An 18,513-nucleotide genomic window follows, 5' to 3' on the forward strand; every position below is an offset into this window, starting at 1 on the left:
TATTACTAGATATTAATAGTAATATATAATAATAGGTTTCATATAATTAGGAGGATTACTTTATGGATAAAGCATTAACTAATCGTGTCATTATTTTATCATTCGACTGTTTATCAGCTTTAGATTTTCCTATACTACAAAAATTACCTCATTTCCAATCTCTAATAAAAAAGGGAGCAATTGTGGAAAAGGTAGAGCCCATCTATCCTTCTGTAACCTATCCAAGTCACTCAACAATCGTAACTGGTAATTACCCTAATAAGCATGGTGTTGTTAGCAATACGTTACTTCAACCTGGACGTGAATCACCAGACTGGCATTGGTACCGAAAATCAATCCAAGGAACAACATTATATGATCAAGCACATAAAGCAAATTTAACGACGGCTGCCCTTCTATGGCCTGTTACTGGAAGAGCAAATATTGATTACAATTTACCAGAAATCTTTCCAAATAGACCGTGGCAAAATCAAGTTTTAGTTTCATTATTTAGCGGTAGCCCACTATATCAATTAGATTTAAATCGTCGTTTCGGTCATATACGAAATGGACTGTCACAACCTGAACTTGATGATTTCGTACTTGCTTCTGCTGTGCATACAATCCAGACGAAAAAGCCTAATGTCATGTTTGTACATTTCACCGATTTAGACACCCAAAGACACTATCACGGCTTTGAATCAAAAGAAACAATAGCCGCAATTCATAGACATGATGAGCGACTAGGGAAAATTATTCAAGCTTTAAAAGATAGTGGACTATACGAAGAGAGCACTATTATCGCTCTTGGTGATCATAGCGCTTTAAGTGAAAACAAATCTATTCAATTAAATGTACTATTTCATCAAAAAGGGCTTATCTCCGTAAATTCAAAAGGAAAATTAGTAGACTGGAATGCTTATTGCCAAAGTTGCGATGGGTCCGCCTATGTATATGTGAAAGACAAAAACGATACAGATACGATTCGAGAAGTACAACTACTCCTTGAAGAACTGCTTCAAAATAAACAAAACGGAATTGAATTTATACTTCATGATGAAGATGCGAAAGAATGCGGTGCAGACGGCAATTGTTTATTCATGTTAGAAGCACAAGAAGGGTATTATTTCACTGAAAACTATACAGGGGATTTTATAAAAGAAATTACTGAAAAAGATGTTACTCCTAGTAAAAAATATACATTTGGAACTCACGGATACTCGCCGACAAAACCTAACTATGAAACAATTTTTATCGTTGCTGGGAAAGGTATTCAAAGCGGCGTTACCATCCCGTATATGAGACTAATTGATGAAGGCCCAACTATTGCTAGACTACTCGGTTTACACTTAGGTGAAACAGACGGATCAATTGTAGAGGATTTACTTCAATTGTAAAGAACTGTTTATATATGTAAAAGTTATGTAAAAATCATCACTGTTTCTCTTTTTACAATTTTTATTTTTGTACACTGTTAGTAGAACAAATTAAAGGGGGAACATTATATGAAAAAAATGTCCAGACAAGAAAAAAGCTGGATATTATACGATTGGGCGAACTCCGTATATTCGCTCGTCATTACAACTGCATTATTCCCAATTTACTTTAAAGCAGCTGCAAAAGAAGCTGGACTGTCCGGTGCCACTTCCACAGCTTATTGGGGATATGCAAACTCGTTCGCTACACTTTTAATTTCTATACTTGCTCCTATTCTCGGCACAGTTGCTGATTATAAAGGGTTTAAAAAACGATTTTTCACATTTTTCTTTGGACTCGGTATTGTCTTTACAAGTATGCTAGCAGTTGTTCCAACCTCTCAGTGGTACTTATTATTAGGATGCTATATGCTCGCATTAGTCGGTTTTGCTGGAGCAAATATTTTTTATGATGCATTCTTAGTAGATGTTACTTCTAAAGATAGAATGGACCGAATTTCTACGAGAGGCTTCGCCTTAGGATATATTGGAAGTACAATTCCTTTTATCGGTTGTATTGCGCTTATCATTCTTGCTCAAAAAGGAACTATCCCTCTATCAATCGGTATTGCTAGCCAAATTTCATTTGCAATAACAGCGCTTTGGTGGGGGTTATTTACAATTCCAATGCTAAAAAATGTTGAGCAAACACACTATATTGAACGTCATCCAAAACCTATTAGAATGAGCTTCAAACGCCTTGCTGATACTTTTAAAAATATTAAAGAATATAAAACGGTCTTTATGTTCCTAATCGCTTACTTTTTCTACATTGATGGAGTCGACACAATTATTACTATGTCTACAGCTTATGGAACTGATCTTGGGATTAGTGCAACTAATCTATTAATCATATTATTTGTCACACAAATTGTAGCTTGTCCATTCGCTTTATTATATGGAAAACTATCAGAAACATTTACCGGTAAGAAAATGCTATATGTCGGTATTATTATTTATATCATTATTTGCACATATGCTTATTTCTTAAAAACGACACTTGATTTTTGGATTTTAGCAATGCTCGTTGCCACATCTCAAGGTGGTATTCAAGCACTTAGTCGTTCCTATTTTGCCAAACTAGTACCAAAAGAATCTGCTAATGAATTCTTCGGATTCTATAATATTTTTGGCAAATTCGCAGCCATTATGGGGCCAGTATTAGTTGGTGTTACGACTCAATTAACTGGCAAAACAAACGCTGGCGTACTTAGTATTATTGTACTGTTCGTTATCGGTGGATTCTTATTAACTAGAGTGCCTGAAAATGATACATCTATTACACCACCTAATCCAAAAGCTAAAACACTATAAGAAAAAATCCCCTTCACATAAGAAGGGGATTTTTTTCTTTATTTTTATCGATAACGTCTTGCAATTAAAGACCCTACAGCTTATAAGAAAATAGTTTATCAACAGTTGTTCCTAATACTTCCGCTAAACGAAATGCTAATGCAGTACCAATTAGCATACCTCCCATAAACAGCGTTAAAATTATTCCGTTTACTCTTCCAACTATACTTTCTGGTACAAGTTGAATCCTAAGCGTACCGACAATGAGATTTAATCAAACGTTTGTTTAACTGATTGTATGCATCTGTAAGCCAACTAATCAAACGTTTGTTTAAAAAAGAAATACGCCTATATAAGGCGTATTCTTATCAATCACCACCGCCGCAGCTCCCTCCACTATCTCCGCCAGAAGACCCTCCACAATCATGTGAACCACCATCATGTGAGCTATCATCAGATCCAGCGAAGAAAAATAATGGTGATGAGCTGTTAGACGAATTATGCATATTACTCTGTTTCATCAAATTAACTTTCCTTTTGTTTGATCGAACAGCTGTTACAATGATTCCAATTACAACAAATAATAGTATGACAATAATAAATTCCATATAAAAACCTCCCTTAACCTTCTAATAATTGAATGGTTCTTTCTAAATTTTCAAGTGAAATGAAGCGTGATTCACGAAGGATTTCTTTTCCATTATAAAATAATAAAACTGTTGGCCCTGTAAATACGGCATATCGCCCGGCAACCTCTTGCATGTCTTGTAGCAATATCTCTATTTTCTCTACGTAATCATAATTCTCTAATACGTAATTTACTTTCCTTAGCATGACATCACAAACACCACAATTTTCTGTTTTAATGAACAGAAGTACTACTTGTTTCTCATCAATATATGTCGCTAATTCTTCTATCGTTTCAAATGTATTCATATTATCCCTCTTAGCGTAATTTACGAAATACTTTATCTTGATACATACGAAATGCTGAATTCTCTTTAATCTTTCTCTTTTCCATTACTTGCTGAAAACGCAGCTTTTTTGCTGTTAATTCTTCTTGTAACTTTTTTCTCTCTGCTTCATCATAACAGCAAGCGATTAAATCCTCTATTTTTAATATATCTTTTTGTAGTTCCATTTCTGGTGGAATCATTCCCGCGTTTTTTAAAATTTTATAACTCATTCTAAGTTCTGGAGGTACCATGGAAAGGTCTTCTAATTGTAGTGGTTTTCCTTTTCCCGGTATATGATCGAGATCACCGTTCCGTATGGCTTGTCGAATTTTTTCTTCGGCAATATTCAAAAACACATCCACATTACTCCCTCCCTTACATATTTTTACTATTATTTTACATGAAATTTCATTATCTTGCTACACCGTTCAAGATTGACTCCATACTGTTTTTTAAACGCTATATAAAATTACTATTGTATAAAAAAGGGTGATATTCCTTCTGATAAACCCATATAATCAAGGACGAAGTCAGAGGAATCTCAGTAAATATTACAATAACCTATTATAATTATATTCGATTTATAATATGAAGTTTACGTGAAGTTCATCTGAAGTTTACATGAATTTCCTTTAAGCTCTATTGTCTTCCTATACTAATCACATTATCCTTTACATATAGGAATTATTTTCATTCCATTTTAAACTATCTATATATATAAAGAAAGATAGTAGCCTATTAGGGAAGGGCATCTAGTATTATTATAAATATAAACATAACAAAAGAAAAAGCACGCTTATAAGCGCACCATAAGGGTGTTTCTTCATACACTTCTCATGTAAAAGTTCTCGAAAATCATGTTAATCATAAAGAAAAGGCATTAGCTTTTATAAACTAATGCCTTTTCTTTATTCATATCGTTCAGCATTCCATTCTTCTATATTCCATATTTTCGTTATCCACGATTCATAGAAAGAAGGATCATGTGAGACAATTAAGACCGTTCCTTTATATCGTTGTAACGCTTCCTGCAAACCCTTCTTAGTTTCTACGTCCAAATGATTAGTCGGTTCATCTAAAATTAAAACATTACTTTTCGTTACGATAAGTTCACAAAGTCGTACCTTTGTTTGTTCTCCTCCACTTAATAAACAAAGCGGCTTTAATACATGCTCTTCTTTCAATCCACACTTCGCTAATGCTTGACGTACTTCTTTCTTTGTCATATCTGGTCGTTCTTCCCAAACTTTCTCTAATGGCGTTATTTCTGAAGCAAATTCTTCCTGTGCAAAATAAGCAGGATTTACCCGCTCTCCAATAGAAACTAAACCGCTTAATGGCTTTATTTGCCCTAATAGCGTTTTTAACATTGTCGTTTTTCCGATGCCATTATGACCAACAATCGCTATTTTCTCCCCTTTTTTCACTTGAAAATCCAATTCTGGAAATAACGGTTCACTATAACCTATTCTTAGTTTCTCGGCCTGTAATATACGACTCACTGGCTCAGCATAAACATTAAAATCAAAACGGGCACGAGGTACATTGTTAACCTTTTCAACCCTTTGCATTTTCTCCAATACTTTCTCACGACTTTTTGCTTGTTTCGCTTTTCGAATTTTATTTTTTTGAATAAATGTTTCTAACTGTGTAATTTCTTTTTGCTGTTTCGTATATGCTGCTTGTAATTGTTTCTTTTGCAGTTCATAATTACGCACAAAACTATTATAATCACCCACATAGCGTTTGATTGCCCGCTCCTCTAGATGATAAATAACATTTGTAATCTTGTTCAAAAATACTTCGTCATGTGAAATGATAATATAAGCTTTTTCATACATTTGTAAATAGGATTGCAACCATTCTATATGTGCTGTATCTAAATAATTCGTTGGCTCATCTAGCAATAAAACATCAGCTTTTTCTAAAAGGAGTTTCCCAAGTAACAGCTTTGTCCGCTGACCACCACTTAACTTTGAAACATCCTTCTTCATCCCTACTTCAAACAACCCTAAACCCGTTGCTACTTCTTCAATTTCTGTATGAATTTGATAAAAGTTGGAGCCTTCCAATATAGTTTGTAATTCTCCATACCTTACTAACAGTTTTTCTACGTCTTCTGCTTCAGCCATTTCTTCTGTAATTTTTAACATTTCGCATTCAATCGCATACAAATTAGAAAATGCACTTTGCAAGTATTCTTCAATTGTTATCCCTTCTTGTAAATCTGTATGTTGCTGTAAAAATCCTACCTTCACCTGCGGAAACCATTCAATTTTCCCTTCATCATGTATAAGTTCTCCTGTTAACAGACGTAACAGCGTTGATTTTCCAATTCCATTTTTCCCTACTAACCCAACATGTTCTCCCTTTAATAATCGAAAACATGCCTTATATAATATGGTTTTCTCACCATACGAATGACTTACATTTTCTACTGTTAATATACTCATTTTTTTCTCTCCTTTACTTATGATTCATAAGCTAAATAGAGAGAACAACAGTATAAAGCCTTATTTAATTGTGCATATAAAAATGGGTAAGGTGAATACACCTTACCCATTACATATTATCGTAAGAAAGGATTAAGGTTCTTTACCTGCTGTCTTCAATTTAGCTTAATCGTTAAAAATAGGCAGACTTCTCCCGTCTTAAGCTAAAACCATTTGAAGAACAGTTGATAAAGTCATTTTATCCTTTCACCCCTTTAACATTTATTATATTAAGAGTATAAACTACTCTGTTATATTCTATTCTCTATTTTTTCTTTTGTTCCTTCTTCAAAATCATCTGGCGTTAATGAATCCACTATTTTCTCTATAGATTTCATCTTTCTCCTCCTATAAAAAAAGCCTCTTAACAGCAATTGTACCAAGAACTGTTAAAAGACTTTTTTCTATTTTTTCATATAAGGAGCTAATACTCTTAAAATCTCTTCCTTATCCTTCTTTAACTCAAGTGATGTTAACATATCCATCGTTCGCGGCCTAGGTAATTTGACTTGTACTTCGCCAACTATTGATGCGGGTCTTTGAGATAAAATAAATACGCGATCAGAAAGCAAGATTGCTTCATCTAAGTCATGGGTAACCATAACAATTGTTTGTTTTTCCTGGTGCCAAGAATTCAAAAGCCAACTGTGTACTTCCATTTTTGTAAATGCATCCAATTTTCCAAAAGGCTCATCAAGGAGCATAATCGGTTTTTCACATAAATATGTGCGAAGAAAGCTAATTCTTTGGCGCATACCACCAGACAATGCATCTGGATAATGATTTGCATATTCATCTAACTCAAACTGTTTTAACGCTTCCATTCCTTCTGTTAATCTTTGTTTTTTAGGTTTCCCTTCAATCTCCAATGGAAGGACAATATTTTGCAAAGCAGATCGCCACGGCAGCAATAAATCTTGTTGTGGCATATAACTTACAACATCTTGTTTTCTTACATGTTCCTCGTTATAAAATACCTCTCCACTCGTTGGTTCTTCCACACTCGCAATCATATTTAACAATGTGCTTTTCCCACAACCACTTGGACCTACAAAAGAGACAAACTCTCCCTCCTGTATAGAGGCACTAATATCCGCTAATACATTCTTTCCATCGAAAGATTTCACAATATCTTTTATTTGTAATCCGCTCATTTTTCACTTGGAAGGAATTCATTTGTAAAGGCATCTTTTACATCGATTTTCTTTTTAATAACTTTGTTGTCATATAAGAAATTCATGTAATTCGTCCAAACTTCTTCCTTCTGTACTCCCCACGCTTTAGCATCATCTTGATACTTTGTACTTAACCATTTTTGACTTTCTTGTACTAACTCTTTATTTATATCTGGAACAGCTTTAATTAAAATATCCGCCGCTTCTTTCGGTTCTTTAATTGCAAAATTATAACCTTCTGTCGTTGCGGTCATAAACTTTTTCACAAAATCTTTGTCTTGCTTCGTATGTTTTTCACTCGTAATAATAACCGGACTATAGAAATCAAGCGCTGGATCTAAATCTTTTACCATAATCGTATTTAACTCTTTTCCTTGACGCTTCGCTTCAATTCCATCCCATCCGTAATAAATCCATTCGAAATCTGCATCTCGGCCAATTGATCTAAAGAAATCAGTTTGCCCTAAAATGATTTTTTCAACTTTATTAAAATCAGCTTGATGCTTATCCATAATTGTTTTTAACGTCGCTTCTTCCGCTGGTCCTCCCCAGCCTCCGTAACGTTTACCTTCAAAATCCTTCGGTGACGTCATATTATCTTTTTTTAGCGATGCAAAAGCAGACGTGTTATGCTGAATAATCGCTCCTACAGACACAACAGGAATCCCTTCCACACGAGCTAATGTGACATTTTCTTGTGCACTTATTGCGAAATCAGCTTTTCCTGAAGCTATCATTTGCTCCGCTGTCACATTATCACCTGGCTGGATAATTTCTACATCTAACCCTTGTTTTTTGTAATAATCCTTCGCTTTCGCTACATATAAACCGGTATGATTCGTATTTGGAAACCAATCTAATACTACTTTTACTTTTTGATCTTTACTTGCACTTTCTTCTTTCTTCGCCGGATTACATCCAGCCACCCCTACTGCTAATAAAGCAGCTAACATCACTTTTAAACCCTTTTTCATTTCCTACCGTCCTTTCTATATATCCATGGTGCTATTATTCTTGCCATAAACTCCACGATAAAATACAGACATAGTGTCACCATGACGATAATCGCTGCAACACCAAATACTCGGGCAGTTAAAAAGGATTTTGTTGCTCTCGTAAGCATAACCCCTAACCCTTCACTTGCACCGAGCCATTCTCCGATAATTGCCCCCATTACGCTATATGTAACTGCAATTTTTAAGCCTGAAAAAAAGTATGGGAGCACTGCTGGAAACTTTACTTTTTGGTAAACTTGCCATTTCGTTGCTTTCATCGTTTGCAACAATTTCAACATGTTTTTATCTACTGTTTGAAAACCTTCTAAAATGCTAAGCGCAATTGGGAAGAAACAAACGAGTATGACTACCATTACTTTCGGCAACATCCCATATCCAAACCAAATAATAAATAAGGGCGCAAGTACAACGATTGGAATTGTTTGCGAAATAACGAGTAACGGATTTATTAAAATACGAAGTAAAGGGATAACGTCCATAAGAATTGCAATGCTCGTCCCGAGTAAAATCGCAAAAAACAGTCCGATTATAACTTCCTGCAGCGTTTGCATCGTATTTGGTAATAGTAAATCTTTCATCCCAATTAATTCTTGAACAATGGCAGAAGGCTTTGGCAAAATCCACGGTTCAATTTTAAATAATGAAACAGATCCTTCCCATATTGCAATGAGAAGGATAAGCCAAATAGTTGTAATTAGTTTAGATTGCTTCTGGTTTTGCATATTCATCACGGTACTTCCAAACCTTTTCATCTATCGTTACACCAGTGCTTGGACGATAATGGATTTTAATCGAAGTAATCACTTCTTCTGCTCCAGCATCGACGCATGCTTGCTGTGCACGTTTCACGACATCAAGAAGTACATCTAATTCTCCTTCCAGCGTTGTTTCCATTGCTCCTACTTCATAACGAACTCCCGATTGTTGCACAACTTCAATTGCTTTATCAACAACAGAATATACATCTTTGTTCTTCGCTTGCGGTACTACTGAAAATGACATTGTAACTTGTTGTGACATAATAAATTCCTCCTTAAATATAACTTTTCCAAAAAAAGAAAAGGCTTTCCTACCATGTAGGAAAGCCTTGTATACAAGTTATTCTATAATAACTTATGCTACATCACTTTAAAGTAACTCCCTACGCTGGCATTATCCAGATCAGGTTGAGGGTCGATGTATACTTACATCCTCTCAGCCAATTGGCTCCCCGGTTCTTAATTCGTTTTCATTGTAGCATGATTTATTTTATTGAACAAACAAAAGCGTGCATAATCATTTCATTTAACTTTTAAATTCCCCAATTAATTCTTGTAACTCCTGTGAAAGCCAGCTTAAAGAAGTAGCTAATTCGGCAATATCTTGTACAGACATTTCCTGTTCTTTCATACTCTCTTCAATATTACTACTATTCGCATACGTATTTGCGATATGTGATAGTTCATTTACAACACGAACAATATTTTGGCTATTTTGCAGTATATCACTTGAATTGCTAGAAACAGTTCTAACTTGATTTGTAACAGATTGTGCTGATTTTGAAATTTTTTCAAAGAAGGAGCCACTACTTTGAACGAGCGTAATTCCAGACTCTACCTCTTTTGAACCTTTTTGCATTGAAACAACAGCTTCTTCCGTTTCAGCTTGTGTTTCCCCTATTAATTTTGCTATATCTTTTGCTGATGCTTCCGTTTGTTCTGCTAATTTACGCACTTCATCGGCAACAACAGCAAACCCTCTTCCAGCCGCTCCAGCACGTGAAGCTTCAATAGAAGCATTTAAAGCTAATAAATTTGTTTGATTTGAAATGCCAGTAATTACAGTTACAATATCACTAATTTCTTTTGATCTTGTTTCCAACGAATAAATAATTGAAGATAAATCTTGTACTGCATTTTGTATTATGCCCATTTGATTAATCGCCTGTTCAATAACACCATTTCCTTCTACTGAATGATGCTCCATACCTTCAGATGCTATCGCCATTTGTTTTGCAGCATTCGTTATCTCTTCCATCTTATCTTCCATTTCATATACAATACCTAAATACTGTTGTACTGAAGTTTCTTGAGACTGAGCGCCAGCTCTTAACCCAACCATAGAACTTACGATTTCTTGAACTGCCATACTATTCTCTTTCGTACTCGCTGACAATTCTTGTGAAGATGAGGAAACCTGTTCTGCTGTCTGCTTCACTTTATCTACAATTCCTTTAAACTTCTCGATGGTATTATTAAAATACGCATTAATAATACCAATATCATCTGGTCTTTCCTCTAATTTAACACTTAAATCACCTTCACCGACTTTGCGCAATCCTTCACGCAAATCTCGCAATGGAGCAAGTGCATTACGTACAATTAAGAATTGAATAACAGTTGCAATTAAAACAGAAATACAAATAAACATTAAACCTTGTATAATGAATTTTCCCTTTGTACTAGGAACAATAGAGGCATCTACATCCGCTGCAACAATCGCCACAATATTATCGTCTCCATCTTTAATTGGCTCTAATATCGTTACCCATGATCCTAATGCGTCTTCATATACTACTGTCATGTTTGCTTTTTTCGTGCTCATTACCTTATCATATGCTTTCATCCAAAGATCTGGTTGTTTATAATAGTCTCCCGGCTTTACTTCAACAACATTTGCTAAGCCTGTAGACAAGCCAACGATTTGTAACTCGCCTTTTTCATTTTCTTTTGCTCCCACAATATACGTTTGTCCAACACTGTTCAATTCTTCCGTTGATTCATCTAATTTCTCTGTTAACTTCTCTCTCTTTTCTCTTTCTGCCGCTGGGTCTTTTGCAACATCTCTCACTATCTCTTCGTCTAATTTATGTAATACCGTATCTCCTGTTTCAAAAGAATGCCTTTCAAATATAGACATCATACTATTTTGAAACATGTTAAAACTTAACGCTCCCATAGTACCAACAAGCGTCAAAATAACTAACACCGTTAACAATACATTTTTTTGAAGAAAAGATAACTTATGCCAATATTTTTTCATTAACATCACCTTTCTTAATTAACTTAATATCAAGTAAAACTATCAAAATATAAACACTTAATAACTGATAACATTTCTCAATTGTTTACAAATAAAAAAAAGACCAATGAAAAACGCATTGGTCAAGACCAACCCTATCCGTCCGGTAACTGGCTAGCATAGCCTTTCGACCTTAGCCCCTGTAGTTTTGCGTCCTCATGTTTCCATAAGTTTGCCTTTCTCGCTGAACGAGTTGAACGATATGGGAGTTCTATGAGAATTAAATTATTCTCTTTCAAAGATTACAACATACAGATTAAAATGTCTACTTATTTAGAGATATAAATGTAGGGTTCTAATGTATTATTTTTTCGAAATAATTTCAAAAAATGCATGAATGTTACTTTTTTTGTGTTATATAATAAAAAATGTAGAAAAATCGAGAGTTTTTCGGATATTCATTTAATTTTCTTTCAAATTAAACTATTCGAATATATCTTAACTTATGGACTTCGGAGGTAGTTTATCATGTTTTGGCTACAATTTCTTACCTTATTACTCTGTATTTTTATTGGTGCACGTCTAGGCGGAGTTGGTTTAGGAGTAATGGGTGGCGTTGGTATGGCAATACTTGTTTTTGTCTTCCACTTACAACCAACCGCTCCTCCTATCGATGTAATGCTTATGATTTTAGCAGTAATTACCGCTGCCGGTGCTTTGCAAGCTGCTGGAGGAATGGACTATCTTGTTCATCTAGCTGAAAAAGCATTACGAAAAAATCCAAAGCGTATTACTTTTTTTGCTCCAATTGTTACTTATTTATTCACACTATGTGCTGGCACTGGTCATGTTGCCTATTCTGTACTTCCTGTTATCGCAGAAGTCTCTCGTGAATCAGGAATTAGACCCGAGCGACCAATGTCAATTGCCGTAATCGCTTCTCAACAAGCCATTACAGCTAGTCCCATTTCAGCTGCCACAGTTGCTCTTTTAGCAATGTTAGCTGACTATAAAATCACTTTATTAGATATTTTAAAAGTAAGTATCCCTTCTACTTTCATCGCTTGTATGGTAGCTGCATTCGTTGCTAGTAAAATGGGGAAAGAACTAAATGAAGACCCTGAATACTTAAAACGATTAAAAGAAGGCATGATTTCTAAACTAGAGGAGAAAAAAGAATTTGTCGGTGTACAAGGTGCTAAATTATCCGTTATCCTTTTCCTAGTAGGAACTTTCCTTGTTGTACTTCTTGGTTCCTTTGAAGCACTTCGTCCGGGATGGATGGTTGACGGGAAGTTAGTTCGCCTTTCTATGCCAAACACAATTGAAATGGTTATGTTAACTATCGCAGCTCTTATTATTATTTTCTGTAAACCAAATGTAGAAAGCATTGTGTCTGGTAACGTCTTTAAAGCGGGGGCAACAGCAGTTGTTGCTATTTTCGGTATCGCTTGGATGGGAGATACTTTCTTTAACGGAAACTTAAATATGATTCAAGGATCTATTCAGCATTTAGTAACAAGTGCACCATGGCTATTTGCTATCGCATTATTCATTTTATCTATTTTACTGTATAGCCAAGCAGCAACAGTTCGTGCTTTAATGCCACTTGGACTATCTCTTGGTATTCCACCAGCATTACTAATTGCAATGTTCCCTGCAGTAAATGGATACTTCTTCATTCCAAACTACGGAACAATCGTTGCTGCCATTAACTTTGACCGTACTGGTACAACAGGCATCGGGAAATATGTACTAAATCATAGTTTTATGATTCCTGGCCTAATCGCAACCTTTACTTCTATCGGAATTGGAATGCTCTTAATTTCCATTATGTTTTAAATAAAAAGCACAAACCTATATTTAAAAAGGTTTGTGCTTATTTAATCAAACGTTTGTTTAAATAAACGAAACAACTCGCTTTGCAACTCTACAAACTCTTCCTTACTTCCTTTACTAGCTCCTTCGTACTTTCATAAGGAGATTCCGCTAAGCTAATCGCAGAAATAATAGAGACACCATCCGCACCTGCTTCTATAACAGAAGCAGTATTTTCAATCGTAATCCCACCAATACCGACAATCGGTATCATAATTCCTTGTTCTCTAAAATGAGCTAATCCTTTCGTTCCTTGAACAGCTTTCGTGTCTTTTTTTGTACTCGTTGGGAAAATAGGTCCAACGCCTAAATAGTCAGCTCCATTTTCAATTGCCCAGCGTGCTTCTTCAATTGTATGTGTAGATACACCGATAATTTTATCACCCATTTTTTCACGAACAGAAGTAATTCCTTCATCATCCTGTCCAACGTGAACACCATCTGCATCTAGTTCAATGGCTAATTCAACATCGTCATTTACAATAAACGGTACACCATACTCCTTGCAAAGTGCTTGCACCTCTTTGGCAAACTGTAAACGTTTCTCGCCCGTTAAAGCTCCTTCTCCCTTTTCACGAAACTGGAAAAGTGTCACTCCGCCATCTAACGCTTCTTTCAATACAGCTAACGGATCTTTTATGCAGTTATTACTTCCCATAATAAAATACACTTGCAATAGCTTTGACATTTTATCTATTTCAATGCGTGCCATTTCTTTCACTCCCTCTTACTCTAGTTCCTCAATCTTTCCATATTTCTCAATATCATCAGAAGTTGTATTTGCTAACTGATTTAAAAATTCAATTTGGAAACTACCAGGTCCTTTTTCTACTGTTTTAGCAGCTGCTAGTTCCGCTGCTACTCCATAAAATGTTAATGCTGCCGCGGCTGCCTTTACATAATCTTTTTCTACCGCTGTAAAAGCTCCTATTACAGAAGTTAGTAAACACCCTGTTCCCGTAACTTTCGTTAAGATGGGATGGCCATTTCGAATAAGAACAGTTTTCTCTCCATCTGTAACAACATCTTCTTTTCCAGTAATAATCGCCACTGTATTCAATTCGTCTGCTGCCTGCTTTGCAATACTTACAACATTGCCATTTCCAGTACCAGCGTCGACCCCTTTAATTTCCCATCTCTCATTAATAACGTTAGCTATTTCAGCTGCATTTCCGCGGATAACAGCTAAATCGATTTCAGCTGGAATATGTCTCGCAACTTCTGTTCGATACGACGTTGCTCCTGCGCCAACTGGATCAAACAGTACTGGTACATTGTTCACATTTGCTGATTTACCCGCAAGTAACATCGCTTCTACTTCTTCAGGACGAAGTGTTCCCATATTTAAAACAAGAGCTCCAGCAATACTAGCCATTTCTGCTACTTCTTCTTTTGCATACGCCATTACAGGCGATGCCCCTAACGCTAACAAACCGTTCGCCGTAAAATTTGTGACAACAACATTTGTAATATTATGAACGAGCGGATTAGACTCTCTTACTAAATCCACTACTTTACTAATTTCTTGTACATTCATTTTTTTCATCTCCTAACTATAATGGTGGGAGATACACAAAAAGACACTTTGCGTACGCAAAGTGTCTGAATATGTGCTTTTACACTCTCCCTACGCTGGCATTATCCAACAGGTTCAAATGGTCAATGACGGATTAATAGTCATACTCTCAGTTTGCATCCACAAACTCCCATGTGTTTATTATTCATCTATTTCAAAGTCTACTCTTATTCTAATAAAATAACAAGTTCTTTACCTTTCCATATTTGTTAATTTAAATTGTATACAATAAAAAAGAATTGCCCATCAAAACTTTAGAAGGACAATTCTTTTTATTTAATCAAATTTTAATTTCTTTAATGCTTCTGCGAATGGGTTATTTAATGGTTCTTCTTCTTTATTCTGTTGTTTCATATATTTTTGAACGTCACGCTTATCAGCCTTGTTACCTGATTCTTTTTTACGTCGCTCTTGGAATGTTGATAATTTCTCACGATAGCCACATTTACATGCGAAAATTTGGCCTGCACCTTCACCACGTAATTCTAATTTCTTTTTACATTGCGGGCAGCGCGCGTTTGTAGTACGGGATACATTTTTACGGTGACCACATTCACGATCTTGGCATACGAGCATTTTGCCTTTTTTACCGTTTACTTCTAGCATCGGTTTACCGCAGTCTGGACAAGACTTCGTTGAAATGTTGTCATGTTTATATTTTTTATCACTCGATTTAATTTCAGAAACAATTTCTTTCGTATAGTTCTTCATTTCAGAAATGAATACTTCTTTTTTCAATTTACCTTTTGCGATAGCCTCAAGCTTTTGTTCCCATTCACCAGTTAATGTAGGAGATTTTAATTCTTCTGGTACTAAATCAAGTAACTGACGACCTTTTGAAGTAATATGAATATCTTTACCACGTTTTTCAATTAAGAATGAATTGAATAGCTTGTCGATAATATCTGCACGTGTCGCTACAGTACCTAATCCGCCAGTCGATTTTAATGTATCAGCAAGTTGTTTATTGTGCGTATCCATATATTTTGTAGGATTCTCCATCGCTGAAAGTAAAGTCGCTTCGTTAAATCGTGCAGGTGGCTTTGTTTGACCTGATGTTTGCATAAGTAGCTTTACACTTAATGTATCGCCCTTTTCAATGTGAGGTAGAAGCTGCTCTTTTACGTCATCCGTTACATCATCTTCTTCAAAGCGATTTTCATATACTTCTTTCCAACCGGCATGTAGAATTGTTTTTCCTCGTGCAATGAACGTTTCATTACTAACTTTTGTGCGTAACGTTAGTTGCTCATATTCGAATGCTGGGAATAACACTGCTAGGAAACGTTTTACAACTAAATCATAAATTTTACGTTCTTTATCTGTGAAGGCTGAGAAGTTAACATATCCTTCTGTCGGAATAATTGCGTGATGATCGCTTACTTTACTATCATCAACATATGATTTATTAGGCTTGATAGGCTTTTGTAGTACTTTATGTGCTAAAGAACGGTATTCTCCGACGCCACATGCTTTTAAACGTTCTGGAAGTGTTCCGACGATATCGGATGAAATGTAACGTGAATCTGTACGAGGATATGTTAGCACTTTATGTTGTTCATATAACTTCTGCATAATGTTTAACGTTTCTTTAGCAGAGTAACCAAACTTTTTATTTGCATCACGTTGTAATTCAGTTAAATCGTAAAGACCAGGAGAGAATGACTTCTTCGGCTTTTTATCGATTTCCGTAACAATAGCATGTTGTTTATCTAGATTCTTTACAATACCATCAATTTTTTCTTTATTAAAACTACGGCTATTACCGTTTGCATCTTGCCAAGTTAGTTTTAATTGATTCGTTGTTTGCGCTTCGATGCCGTAGTAAGTTTGAGCTTTGAAGTTCTTAATTTCATCTTCACGACTAGCGATCATAGCGACAGTAGGTGTTTGTACACGACCACAATTCAGCTGAGCATTAAAGCGAGTTGTTAAAGCACGAGTCGCGTTAAGACCGATATACCAGTCAGCTTCGGAACGTGCGACAGCTGAAGCGTATAAATTCTCATATGCTTTACCTGGTTTTAAATTGTTAAAACCGTCCTTAATTGCTTTGTCTGTTACAGAAGAAATCCATAAACGCTTAATTGGTTTATTTATTCTTGCTTTTTCAATTATCCAACGTGCTACTAATTCACCCTCTCTTCCTGCATCAGTAGCCACAATCACCTCATTAACATCATTTCGGCTAAGTTGATGTTTTACAGCATTAAACTGTTTTCCCGTTTGTTTTATAACAACTAATTTCATACGTTCTGGAAGCATTGGAAGATCTTCAAGATTCCATGTTTTATACTTATTATCATAAGTCTCAGGATCTGCAAGCGTCACTAAATGCCCAAGAGCCCAAGTCACAATGTATTTGTCACCTTCTAAAAATCCATTACCTTTTTTTGTACACTTTAATACTTTTGCTATATCACGTGCAACTGATGGTTTCTCAGCAATTACTACACTCTTTGCCATTTATTCAAACTCCTTTACTAACTATATACCGTTTAATATACCACAGTTTTCAGGAAGAAAAGTAAAGAAGCCCTTCTATTTGGCATAGCTTGTTTAAGAATCCCTACTTCTTGTTTCAATTTCTCATTCTCTCTATAAACCTCATTAAACTGTTTTGGAGTAACTACCACTTGCTGTTTTGAATAACACTTAATCCATTTATAAATAATATTTTATATTCAATGCTTCAATCCGCGACTGTCTTAAACCGCTTCTTAACCGGAGTCGATACATCAAACATCCAAGCATGATTAGAGAAAACATTAGATGAAATCATCATTCTTTTCTCACAGTCAATCCGTTATTTTCCTTATAGTTTTTCAATCCACTTAAATCCGATTGACGGTAAATATGATACGCTGGATAATGTGTATCCACATATAATTCTAATCCTATGGCCATGGCACGTATGCAAAAATGCCGATCTTCTCCCCAAAATGATACATTAGGAATTTCTTTGAAACACACTCCAGTTTGTATTGCTTTTTGGCTAATTAAAGTGCACGCTCCAAGTCCACCTACTTTATATATTCCTGGCTGTCTTAACATATTCAAAAATTCTTCGTTTTTTGCTATTTCTTCTTCTGGAGTTAATGTTGTTTTCCCCTCGTTTTTATAAAAAGTGTATACATCCGTCATCCACACTTGCGGCATTTCTATACCATTAGCTACCCATTTAGTCCAAAAAATATTTGAAATAATGTCCTTTTTTGATTCAATCAATTGTTGTAAAGTGTTTGGATGAAGAACCAAATCAGAATCGACTAAAAATAAATAATCATACTGATTTTCTTTTGCATAATCAATGATTTTATCCTTCATTTCAGCTACTTTCCAAACTTGATTTACGGGCCAATAATGAGTATTTTCATCCTTATAATAAGATTCTGGGGGGAGATTTTGGTCTCGTAAAATAGTAACGTCTGTATTATTTCTATAAAATTGATCCAATAGGTTTTTGGAAGCTTGGTCCTCGTTGTCATCAAAAAAGATATAATGCACAACAAAATTTTCCGTATTTAATTTTGTTAATGAAAAGAGAAATTCATCCAAAATAAAAGGGGATTGATGAATGGGGCTTCCAATTATTATTCTTTTTTTCATTGTAATCCTCCTTGTTATCACAATAAATCATTGTTTTTTATAATGTATATGGTTCTGATGCAGA

At 35.3% G+C, this 18,513-nt stretch carries 16 protein-coding genes, 1 pseudogene and 3 riboswitches; of the genes and pseudogenes, 3 read left to right on the plus strand and 14 right to left on the minus strand.

Features of this window, described 5'->3' with window-relative positions:
• The first annotated feature begins 62 nt into the window (after positions 1 to 62).
• Positions 63 to 1,376, plus strand: a complete 1,314-nt coding sequence (locus tag ACQKNI_RS21115; protein WP_427282675.1) for an ectonucleotide pyrophosphatase/phosphodiesterase — start codon at positions 63 to 65, stop codon at positions 1,374 to 1,376.
• A 108-nt stretch (positions 1,377 to 1,484) separates the two neighbouring features.
• A complete protein-coding gene (locus tag ACQKNI_RS21120) occupies positions 1,485 to 2,768 on the plus strand; it encodes an MFS transporter (protein WP_098357427.1) in 1,284 nt (427 codons plus the stop codon).
• A 115-nt stretch (positions 2,769 to 2,883) separates the two neighbouring features.
• On the opposite strand, the pseudogene ACQKNI_RS21125 reads toward ACQKNI_RS21120, so the two are convergent.
• The 10 genes and pseudogenes from ACQKNI_RS21125 to ACQKNI_RS21170 form a co-directional block, all read right to left on the minus strand.
• Positions 2,884 to 3,021 (minus strand): annotated as a pseudogene (locus ACQKNI_RS21125) (MFS transporter); the annotation flags it as partial.
• Between the two features lie 94 nt (positions 3,022 to 3,115).
• On the minus strand, positions 3,116 to 3,355 hold the full coding sequence (locus ACQKNI_RS21130; protein WP_088231764.1) for a hypothetical protein: 240 nt from the start codon (positions 3,353 to 3,355) through the stop codon (positions 3,116 to 3,118).
• A gap of 13 nt (positions 3,356 to 3,368) precedes the next feature.
• Positions 3,369 to 3,683 (minus strand): thioredoxin family protein, encoded by a 315-nt coding sequence (locus tag ACQKNI_RS21135; protein WP_098841157.1) that lies wholly within the window; start codon positions 3,681 to 3,683, stop codon positions 3,369 to 3,371.
• 10 nt (positions 3,684 to 3,693) lie between these two features.
• Positions 3,694 to 4,065: a DnaJ family domain-containing protein gene (locus tag ACQKNI_RS21140; protein ID WP_098841158.1), complete on the minus strand. Its 372-nt coding sequence runs from the start codon at positions 4,063 to 4,065 to the stop codon at positions 3,694 to 3,696.
• Positions 4,066 to 4,611: 546 nt separating this feature from the next.
• Positions 4,612 to 6,156, minus strand: coding sequence for an ABC-F family ATP-binding cassette domain-containing protein (locus ACQKNI_RS21145; RefSeq protein ID WP_098841159.1), 1,545 nt, complete (start codon positions 6,154 to 6,156; stop codon positions 4,612 to 4,614).
• Positions 6,157 to 6,599: 443 nt separating this feature from the next.
• A complete protein-coding gene (locus ACQKNI_RS21150; RefSeq protein ID WP_088231768.1) occupies positions 6,600 to 7,349 on the minus strand; it encodes an ABC transporter ATP-binding protein in 750 nt (249 codons plus the stop codon).
• Entirely contained in the window at positions 7,346 to 8,344 is a 999-nt protein-coding gene (locus tag ACQKNI_RS21155; protein ID WP_427282676.1) for an ABC transporter substrate-binding protein, read from the minus strand. The genes ACQKNI_RS21150 and ACQKNI_RS21155 overlap by 4 nt, the downstream gene beginning before the upstream one ends.
• Positions 8,341 to 9,114: an ABC transporter permease gene (locus ACQKNI_RS21160; protein WP_140417426.1), complete on the minus strand. Its 774-nt coding sequence runs from the start codon at positions 9,112 to 9,114 to the stop codon at positions 8,341 to 8,343. The genes ACQKNI_RS21155 and ACQKNI_RS21160 overlap by 4 nt, the downstream gene beginning before the upstream one ends.
• Positions 9,086 to 9,406 carry an MTH1187 family thiamine-binding protein gene (locus ACQKNI_RS21165; protein ID WP_088231771.1) on the minus strand — a complete coding sequence of 107 codons (321 nt, stop codon included), beginning with the start codon at positions 9,404 to 9,406 and terminating at the stop codon, positions 9,086 to 9,088. The genes ACQKNI_RS21160 and ACQKNI_RS21165 overlap by 29 nt, the downstream gene beginning before the upstream one ends.
• Before the next feature lie 101 nt (positions 9,407 to 9,507).
• Positions 9,508 to 9,609: riboswitch (TPP riboswitch) on the minus strand.
• Positions 9,610 to 9,670: 61 nt separating this feature from the next.
• Positions 9,671 to 11,407, minus strand: coding sequence for a methyl-accepting chemotaxis protein (locus ACQKNI_RS21170; protein WP_088231772.1), 1,737 nt, complete (start codon positions 11,405 to 11,407; stop codon positions 9,671 to 9,673).
• Between the two features lie 141 nt (positions 11,408 to 11,548).
• Positions 11,549 to 11,633, minus strand: a riboswitch (cyclic di-GMP riboswitch).
• A gap of 281 nt (positions 11,634 to 11,914) precedes the next feature.
• On the opposite strand from ACQKNI_RS21170, the gene ACQKNI_RS21175 reads away from it, so the two are divergent.
• Positions 11,915 to 13,228 (plus strand): anaerobic C4-dicarboxylate transporter family protein, encoded by a 1,314-nt coding sequence (locus tag ACQKNI_RS21175; protein ID WP_098841160.1) that lies wholly within the window; start codon positions 11,915 to 11,917, stop codon positions 13,226 to 13,228.
• A gap of 88 nt (positions 13,229 to 13,316) precedes the next feature.
• On the opposite strand, the gene thiE is transcribed toward ACQKNI_RS21175, so the two are convergent.
• The 4 genes from thiE to ACQKNI_RS21195 form a co-directional block, all read right to left on the minus strand.
• Complete coding sequence (gene thiE, locus ACQKNI_RS21180) at positions 13,317 to 13,976, minus strand: thiamine phosphate synthase (RefSeq protein ID WP_088231774.1); 660 nt, start codon at positions 13,974 to 13,976, stop codon at positions 13,317 to 13,319.
• Positions 13,977 to 13,991: 15 nt separating this feature from the next.
• Positions 13,992 to 14,801 carry a hydroxyethylthiazole kinase gene (thiM, locus tag ACQKNI_RS21185; RefSeq protein ID WP_088231775.1) on the minus strand — a complete coding sequence of 270 codons (810 nt, stop codon included), beginning with the start codon at positions 14,799 to 14,801 and terminating at the stop codon, positions 13,992 to 13,994.
• A 70-nt stretch (positions 14,802 to 14,871) separates the two neighbouring features.
• A riboswitch (TPP riboswitch) is annotated at positions 14,872 to 14,984 on the minus strand.
• Between the two features lie 132 nt (positions 14,985 to 15,116).
• Positions 15,117 to 17,306, minus strand: coding sequence for a DNA topoisomerase III (topB, locus tag ACQKNI_RS21190; RefSeq protein WP_088231776.1), 2,190 nt, complete (start codon positions 17,304 to 17,306; stop codon positions 15,117 to 15,119).
• A 315-nt stretch (positions 17,307 to 17,621) separates the two neighbouring features.
• Positions 17,622 to 18,449 (minus strand): glycosyltransferase family A protein, encoded by an 828-nt coding sequence (locus ACQKNI_RS21195; protein WP_098357424.1) that lies wholly within the window; start codon positions 18,447 to 18,449, stop codon positions 17,622 to 17,624.
• Between the last annotated feature and the right edge of the window lie 64 nt (positions 18,450 to 18,513).

The organism is Bacillus sp. NPDC094064, from assembly GCF_050279585.1.
Classification (GTDB): domain Bacteria; phylum Bacillota; class Bacilli; order Bacillales; family Bacillaceae_G; genus Bacillus_A.